Here is a 5,408-nt window from a genome sequence, read left to right as displayed (position 1 = left end):
GCGGGGCCAGGCGGAACCGCCGGGCCCCGCCCCGTGGCCTCGAACGGCCCGGAGGCCGCCCGGACCCGGGCCAGTTCCCCGGCGGTGACCGGCAGCACCGATCCGTGGCGCGGACGTCCCGGCAACTCGTAATCCTCGGACATCGTCCACTCCCCCGAGTCGAGGTCGCCCGACTCGAACGGCACGTACCCGCGCCCGCCGAACTCGTCGATGAACAGGTACCAGCGGTCCTCGGAGTTGGACTTGACCACCGTGGGCCCCTCGCCGCGGCTGAGGCCGTCGCCGGTGCCATCACCCTTACCGACGCACTCCGCGATCAGGTCGTAGTCGGTGTCCCGCAGCTCGGTGGACTTCTCGGCGGTGATGAACTTCCCGCAGGGCGCGTCGGGGGAATTGGCGCGCTCGTCCTTGGTGAACCGGTAGTACGTGCCGTCGTGGCGGATGATCGTGGAGTCGATCACCGAGTGCCCGGGGTCGATCCACACCTTCGGCTCGCTGAACGTGCGGAAGTCCCGCGTGGTCGCATACATCATCCGGTTGTAGGAGTCGCCGGTGTGCCCGGGATCGTCGTCGGCGTACAAGGTGGACGCCCAGTAGACGACGTAGGCACCGATCGACTCGTCGTAGTAGGCCTCGGGCGCCCACACGTTGCCCGCGTTCTCCGGCGCCACCCGTACGTGACGTTGCTCGGACCAGGTGACGAGGTCGGTCGAGGACCACACCTCGATGTGCCTGCTGCCGTGTCGCTGGGCCTGGTCCCAGTCGCCGTCGCCGTACATGCGCAGGTCGGTGGCGATGAGATAGAACGTGTCCCCCTCGGGAGAGCGGATGAGGAACGGATCGCGCACGCCCTGCTCCCCCTTGGTCGAACGCAGCACGGGCTCACCACCGTTCACCTCGTCCCAGTGCAGTGGGTCGTCGCCCCGGCTGGCGCCCAGATAGACCTGCTCGCCGTCGGCGTAGCCCTCCCCGGTGAAGTAGCTGAACAGGTACCCCTCGTACGGCGCCGGTTCGGGAAGCGGCGGCACGGTCAGTGCGAACCGGCGTTTGGCCTGCCGGTTGCCGAGCCGCACGGTCGCCGTGAGCGTCACCGAGGCGGGCTCGGCGCCGTGCTCGGGGCGGCGCACCTCCCCGGTGGGGGTGACCACCCTGCGATGCGTGGATTCCCACGACACCGCACTGCCGTGCAGGCCGGTCGTCGGCAGGGTGAGGTTGCCGCGGACGTCGTCGGCGCCGTGCACGACGAGCGCCTCGGCGGCCTCGGCGACCCGCCCCGCGCCCGGAGGACCGTGGCGGCCGGTTGCGGCCAGGGCCCCGCCCGCCGGAACGAGCAGAGTGCCGCACAGGACCACCACCAGTGCCGTTGCCGTACGCACCGGGCCGGATCGTCGTCCGGTGGAAACGGAGTGTCTCGACATCGGTGTCGTCTCTTTCGGTCGTGCGCACGGCTGGAGTCCGCGCGCCGGGTGGGCAGGACAACCGGGCGTGACAACAACTCGCTCCAGCGCCGGGCGGACCGATGCGGGAACGCGGAACACTCGAAAGTGAGCGCTAACATATGAGCGTTTCCCAACCGTGTCAACAGCGTGAACTTTTGCGCCTTGAGCCCTTGACGTTGCTGATGTTAGCGTTCACACTCGTCGATCAGGTGACCCAGCTCACCAGCGGGTTCAGGGCGGTCGGTGGACCGGCCCGCGCGTTGGTTTGGAGGAAATCAGTGTTCAGAAAGTGGATGGCCGCGGTCGCCGCCGTGGCGCTGGGCGGCACGCTGGCCGCGTGCGGTTCGGGCGGCGCGTCGGGCGACGACGAGACCCTCACCATGGGCTTTTCCCAGGTCGGCGCGGAGAGCGGGTGGCGCACGGCGAACACCCGGTCCATCAAGGAGGCCGCCTCGGCCGCGGGCATCGAACTGAAGTTCTCCGACGCCCAGCAGAAGCAGGAGAACCAGCTCAAGGCCATCCGCTCGTTCATCCAGCAACGGGTCGACGTGATCGCTTTCAGCCCGGTGGTGGAGACCGGCTGGGACACCGTGCTCCTCGAGGCGCAGCGAGCCGGCATCCCCGTGATCCTCACCGACCGCGCCATCGATTCCGCCGACGACTCGCTGTACGAGACGTTCCTCGGCTCCGACTTCGTGGAGGAGGGCCGCAAAGCGGGCCGGTGGCTCGCCGAGCGGCACGCCGACGCGGACTCGGTCTCCGTCGTCGAGCTCCAGGGGACCACCGGCGCAGCGCCCGCCCTCGACCGCCAGCAGGGCTTCGCCGAGGCGATCGAGGGTTCGAACATCGAGATCATCGCCTCGCAGTCCGGCGACTTCACCCGCTCCGGCGGCAAGCAGGTCATGGAGGCCTTCCTCAAGTCCCACGACGACATCGACGTCGTCTACTCGCACAACGACGACATGGGGCTGGGCGCCATCGAGGCCATCGAGGCTTCCGGGCGGACACCCGGGGAGGACATCGAGATCATCACCGTGGACGCCGTCAAGGACGGCATGCGCGCCCTGGCCGCCGGAAGAATCAACTTCATCGTCGAGTGCAATCCCCTGCTGGGCGAGCAGCTCATGGACCTCGCGCGCAAGGTCGTCGCGGGCGAGGACGTCCCGAAGCGGGTCGTGGTCGAGGAAACCACCTTCACCCAGGCCGAGGCCGAAAAGGTCCTGCCCGACCGGAAGTACTGACACCACCCGCCCGCGCCCGGCCCGCGGCACCTCCGCGTCCCGGGCGCCTCAAGCCGCGGTCTCCGCCGTTGTTCGGGCGTGAGCGGCGGAGACCGCACCCACGCACCGAGAGGCGAAGGCACGAGTCATGACCGAGCCCCTGAGCGCGGCGCCCTCCACCCCGGCCGGCGCCGCCCCGGTCGTCGACATGCGCGGGATCTCGATCGAGTTCCCCGGCGTCAAGGCGTTGCAGGACGTCGACTTCCGGCTCCTCCCCGGCGAGGTGCACGCCCTCATGGGCGAGAACGGCGCGGGGAAGTCCACGCTGATCAAGGCACTGACCGGCGTCCACGCACTCGACGCGGGCCGGGTCCTGCTCGACGGGACACCGGTGTCGTTCTCCGGCCCCGGCGAGGCGCAGCAGGCCGGGATCAGCACGGTGTACCAGGAGGTCAACCTGGTACCGAACCTGTCGGTCGCCGAGAACATCCTGCTCGGCCGCGAGCCCCGGCGGCTCGGCGCCATCGACGCCCGCGCGATGCGCGCCCGCGCCCGCGCGCTGCTGGACCGGATCGGCCTCGCCATCGACCCGGCGTCGACGCTGGGCACCCACCCCATCGCGATCCAGCAGCTCGTCGCCATCGCGCGGGCGGTGGCCGTCGACGCGCGGGTGCTGGTGCTCGACGAGCCCACCTCCAGCCTCGACACCGACGAGGTGGCGGAGCTGTTCCGCATCATCCGGGTCCTGCGCGACGACGGGGTGGCGGTGCTGTTCGTCTCGCACTTCCTCGACCAGGTCTACGAGATCTCCGACCGGATGACGGTGCTGCGCAACGGCGGGCTCGTCGGCGAGTACCTCACCGCCGAGCTGGGCCGCCTCGATCTGGTCTCGGCGATGATCGGCCGGGAACTGGGCGAACTGGAGCAGGCCGAGCGGACGGCCTCCGGCGACACGGCCGAGACCGGTTCCGCCCCGCTGGTGCGGGCACGGGGACTCGGGCGCCGGGGCGCGCTCGCACCGCTCGACCTGGAGATCCGGCCGGGCGAGATCGTCGGTCTCGCCGGACTGCTCGGGTCGGGCCGCACCGAGCTGGCGCGCCTGTTGTTCGGCGCCGACAAGGCCGACTCCGGGACCGTCGAAGTCGACGGGCGCCCCGTGTCGCTGCGCGGCCCCCGGGCCGCGATCGCACGGGGGATCGCCTTCTGTTCCGAGGACCGCAAGGGCGAAGGACTGGTGGGCGACCTCAGCGTCCGGGACAACCTCGTCCTGGCGATGCAGGCCGCGCGCGGCTGGACCCGGCCGATCCCACGCCGGGTCGCCGACGAGCTGGTCGAGACCTACATCGCCACATTGGACATCCGCCCCGGCGACCCGGACGCGCTGATCCGCACCCTCTCCGGCGGCAACCAGCAGAAGGTCCTGCTCGCCCGGTGGCTGATCACCGAGCCCCGGCTGCTGATCCTCGACGAACCCACGCGGGGGATCGACATCGGCGCCAAGGCGCAGATTCAGAAGGTGGTCGCCGAGCTGGCCGAGGACGGACTCGCGATCGTGTTCATCTCGGCCGAGCTGGAGGAGGTCGTGCGCCTGTCCAACCGCATCGTCGTGCTGCGCGACCGGCACAAGATCGCCGAACTGGACGGCGACGCCGGAGTCGACGAGGTCATGGCGCTGATCGCCGGTGGCGGGCCGGAGCGGAACGAGCACGGAAAGGCCGCCTCATGAACGTCACCACCGCGGGCCGCGCGCGAGCCCGGCTCACGCACAGCACCCTGTTCTGGCCGCTGGCCGCGCTGCTCGCGCTTCTGGTCGTCAACGGCATCGTCACCCCGTCCTTCTTCGACCTGCGCCTCCAGGACGGGCACCTGTACGGCAGCCTGATCGACATTCTCAAGAACGGCGCCCCCACGTTGCTCATCGCGCTCGGCATGACGCTGGTCATCGCCACCCGGGGGATCGACCTCTCCGTCGGCGCCGTCGTCGCGATCGCGGGGGCGCTGGCCTGTACCCACATCGCGGGGGCGTCCGGGGGCGGTCTCGCCACCGCGCTGACCGGCATGGCACTCGCGCTCGGTGCCTGCGTGCTGCTCGGCGTGTGGAACGGGTTCCTCGTCTCGGTGCTCGGCATCCAGCCGATCATCGCGACGCTGGTCCTCATGACGACCGGGCGCGGGATCGCGATGCTGATCACCGACGGCCAGATCGTCACGGTCAACAACGGCGCCTACGCCGTTCTCGGTGCCGGTTCGCTCGTGCTGCCGGTCGCGATCCTGATCAGTGTCGGCATGGTCGTGCTGGTGGGACTGGTCACCCGCAGGACCGCGCTCGGCATGCTCATCGAAGCTGTCGGGATCAACCCCACGGCGAGCAGGCTGGCCGGTGTGCGTGCCCGCACGATCGTGTGGACGGTCTATGTCTTCGCCGCGCTCTGCGCGGGGGTGGCCGGGTTGATGATCAGCTCGAACGTCAGCGCGGCCGACGCCAACAACGCCGGTCTGTGGATCGAGCTGGACGCGATCCTCGCGGTGGTCATCGGAGGCACGGCCCTGTCCGGCGGTCGCTACTCGCTGGCCGGGACCCTCGTCGGCGCGCTGCTGATCCAGACACTGACCACCACCGTCTACACGGCGGGGATCGCACCCGAGATCACGCTGGTGTTCAAGGCGCTCGTGGTCATCGCCGTGTGCCTGATCCAGTCGCCCCGGGCCCGCGCGCTGCTGCGGCGGCGCGGACCGGCCGCACCCGCCG

At 70.3% G+C, this 5,408-nt stretch carries 4 protein-coding genes; 3 read left to right on the top strand and 1 reads right to left on the bottom strand.

What is annotated here, in order from left to right; all coding sequences use genetic code 11:
- Window positions 1–1,376 (bottom strand): glycoside hydrolase family 43 protein (locus tag SACSA_RS23970; RefSeq protein ID WP_232213027.1); only part of this gene is annotated, 1,376 nt, incomplete at its 3' end.
- 341 nt (window positions 1,377–1,717) lie between these two features.
- Here SACSA_RS23970 and SACSA_RS0120310 point away from each other — a divergent pair.
- The 3 genes from SACSA_RS0120310 to SACSA_RS23965 form a co-directional block, all read left to right on the top strand.
- Window positions 1,718–2,680, top strand: coding sequence for an ABC transporter substrate-binding protein (locus tag SACSA_RS0120310; protein ID WP_028662087.1), 963 nt, complete (start codon window positions 1,718–1,720; stop codon window positions 2,678–2,680).
- 127 nt (window positions 2,681–2,807) lie between these two features.
- Window positions 2,808–4,385 (top strand): sugar ABC transporter ATP-binding protein, encoded by a 1,578-nt coding sequence (locus SACSA_RS0120305; RefSeq protein WP_019819663.1) that lies wholly within the window; start codon window positions 2,808–2,810, stop codon window positions 4,383–4,385.
- On the top strand, window positions 4,382–5,408 hold a 1,027-nt coding region (locus tag SACSA_RS23965; RefSeq protein WP_019819661.1), incomplete at its 3' end, for an ABC transporter permease. The genes SACSA_RS0120305 and SACSA_RS23965, both read left to right, overlap by 4 nt.

The sequence above is a fragment of the Saccharomonospora saliphila YIM 90502 genome, from assembly GCF_000383795.1.
Lineage (GTDB): Bacteria > Actinomycetota > Actinomycetes > Mycobacteriales > Pseudonocardiaceae > Saccharomonospora > Saccharomonospora saliphila.
This window is presented reverse-complemented; position numbering and strand designations above follow the sequence as displayed.

Excerpts from the sequence above, each read along its gene's own strand:
- SACSA_RS0120305 (WP_019819663.1), top strand. The coding sequence starts at position 2,808 with ATGACCGAGCCCCTGAGCGCGGCGCCCTCCACCCCGGCCGGCGCCGCC.